This window comes from Protofrankia sp. CiP1_Cm_nod4, assembly GCF_982290645.1.
Genome location: NZ_CEVIVC010000157.1, coordinates 8,519 through 11,216, shown reverse-complemented (window position 1 = coordinate 11,216; position 2,698 = coordinate 8,519). Strand labels below are relative to the sequence as shown.

2 protein-coding genes are annotated in these 2,698 nt (G+C 69.9%); both read right to left on the bottom strand.

Going from position 1 to position 2,698, the window contains the following annotated elements; all coding sequences use genetic code 11:
* Nucleotides 1-600: 600 nt before the first annotated feature.
* On the bottom strand, nucleotides 601-1,431 hold the full coding sequence (locus AC5LSR_RS20865; RefSeq protein ID WP_250286105.1) for an SDR family NAD(P)-dependent oxidoreductase: 831 nt from the start codon (nucleotides 1,429-1,431) through the stop codon (nucleotides 601-603).
* A gap of 414 nt (nucleotides 1,432-1,845) precedes the next feature.
* Nucleotides 1,846-2,436 (bottom strand): DUF192 domain-containing protein, encoded by a 591-nt coding sequence (locus AC5LSR_RS20860; protein ID WP_493468870.1) that lies wholly within the window; start codon nucleotides 2,434-2,436, stop codon nucleotides 1,846-1,848.
* Nucleotides 2,437-2,698: the final 262 nt, after the last annotated feature.

Here is a 2,698-nt window from a genome sequence, read left to right as displayed (position 1 = left end):
GCCCGCCTGGCGGCGAGCCGACCTTTGCGTCACTTGTGGTCATGCGCCTCCCCCTCGTCAGCGGTTGGGCCTGACACGCGCCGCGGGAACGGTCCGGCGGCGCGCCTGAGCAGGTCTGCTCTGCAAATTCCTGAGCCTCCGGCCGCACGGAGCAGTAATGATCATGCAGCCTTCACCCTCACGGTTCCCCCTGGTGCCCCGGAGGCTGTGCGGGCCTCCGGCGACGCGCGACAGGCACGGCGCCGCCTTCGGCCCTCCGGCGGCCCGGGGGCCCGGGGGCCTTCCGGGCCGGCTCCCGGGACCCCGGGCTCGAAAAACCATGGCCGCACCGCATCCGGCCGGCCATCCGATATGCGGCACGCCCTTTTTCGGCGTGTGCCCCACATGATTCCCCGATCCAACCGATATGACCCCGTTACCGCCTGTCCGGGTACTGTGCGGACCCTCACATCCATGAGGGACACCGCCATGCCGCGGGACGTGCCATGGGAGTCCTCCCCTACCGCCGGCCACGCCGCGGCCGGGCACGGCGTCCGTCTCCTCCGTCGCGCGATGCATCACCCGCGGTCCGGGCCGGCCTCCCCGTCGTCCCGAGCGCTTCTAGCCGAAGACTCCCGCCAGCCGCCGGTAGAGCGCTGGCGCCGTCCCGTGGACACGGGCGGCAAGCGACAACCAGCGCGGCACCCAGATCTCGGCCTGGCCCCGCCCGGTCGCGAGCAGCATGCGCTCGGCGACAAGGCGAGCCGGTTGCAGGCGTGGCCACCTGCGTACGTAGGGCGCTCCACGACGACGGAAGAAGGCCGTGTCGACGACCCCCGGGAAACACAGGGTGACCGTTACGCCACGGCCGGAGACCTCAGAGCGCAGCGCATTGGCGAACCCGACCAGCGCGGCCTTGGTTGCCGAATAGGCGACCTCACCACGCACCCCCAACGCTCCGGCGACGCTGCCGACCAACAGGATGCGCCCGTGCCCACGGTCGAGCATGGCCGGGAGCACCGCGCGGACGAGCGCCATCGGCGAGAGCACATTGACCGCCACAAGCTCGGCAAGGGCCTCATGGGAAAGCTGGTCGAACGGGCCGGCCGAGCCGAGGCCGGCCGCGCACACCAGCAGATCGAGATCACCGAGGAGGTCCTCGCTGCGGGAGGCCACGGTGGCCTCGGCACCCGGGACCGACAGGTCCACCGCGATCCGGTGACCGGAGGTGGACGCGGCGACCTCGTCGAGCGCGACACCGTTGCGGCCGACCAACAGAACCTTGCAGTTCATCTCGCCGAGCAGCAGCGCCGCCTCCCTGCCGATTCCGCTGCTCGCGCCGGTGACAAGCGCTGTCCTGGGCGGCCATCCCCGGCTGCCCGCGAAGCGGGACTGCTCGGCGACGACGTGCAGGCGGCTGTCCGGAACCGTGGGACGGGCCGGTGTATACACAACAAAACCCTCCGGTCGCGCGGTGGTCGCCTCCTCCCGGGTGGGAGACGGTCGCGGTCAGGCCCTCGGAACCTGGGTGTCGCCAGCGCTGACGACAAACGGTCGGCCCCACGTACGGCCCAGCCCTATTTCATCGCCCCACGGCCGGAACGTCCATCGTCAGGTGGACGACACGGCCCCGAAAGCCTTGTCGGACCCGTCACGGCAACGACGGATCCACACTGCAGGCACTACATGACATCCGGTCGACATTCATCCAGAATTCGATTGTCGACCGGTGGCTCCCATCACACCGGTACGCGGCATCGGAACACGGATTTTTCGTGGCCGACATGCCACAGCCCGCCGCCTGGCCCTTGACATCAAGACCCTTGACATCAAGGATCTGATGCGCTCCGGCGGGCGCCGATGTAACTAGAAGAATTCAATCGCATCACCTGGACGTATCCCAGCATTACTGAAGGTGCCACCCGGCGCCTCCACCGCCTCCGTGTAAGCGGTGCCAGCCCGGTAGATCTTACAACTGCCGGGATCCTCTTCGACACATGGCGTCATCTCATGGATCGCCACCACCCGCCCGTACCGGGAGAACACGACCGAGAGCGGGATCAGGGTCCGATACATGTAGAAACCATCCGTCGACTCCCCGCCGAAGACGAACAACATGCCGGTTCCGGGCAGCAGCGACGTGCGGCCCATCAGCCCGCGCCCACGGGCGGCCGGCGTCTCGGCGACCTCGACGGCGAGGGCCACCGCCCCCACCCGCACCCGGCGGGCCGCCGAGCCCGCCCCGGCCCGTGCCGGGCCGTCGGCGGCGGCGGCGTCGGCGTCGGCGTCGGCGGCGGTGTCGGCGGCGGTCACCGCGGGGCCGACGGCCGGGCCCCCCGCCGACGGCGGCGACCGGACCGGAGCGGCCTGCGACCACGGCGCCCACAGCCAGGCGGCGCCCCCGACAGCGATCGCCAGGGTCACCACCGAAAGCACGTAACGTGATCGGAGCATCATCAGCAGGATACCCGGCCACAGTACGTCCACTACTAAAAGATATTTCTAGATTACTAAAAGTAGTATATTGATCTGTCTTCGCACCGCCGGTAGCCCGGCTCGAGGTGCCCCGGCAAGAGTCCCCGGGCAGCCCAGGCAGCAACAGGGCAGCAGCGGATAGGAGACAGGCGAGGACGAGCCCGGGCGGACGCCGCCGGCGTCGATGGCCTACCCGGCGGGCTCGAGAGCGTCCCCGGCAGGCTCGAGAGCGTCCCCGGCGGGC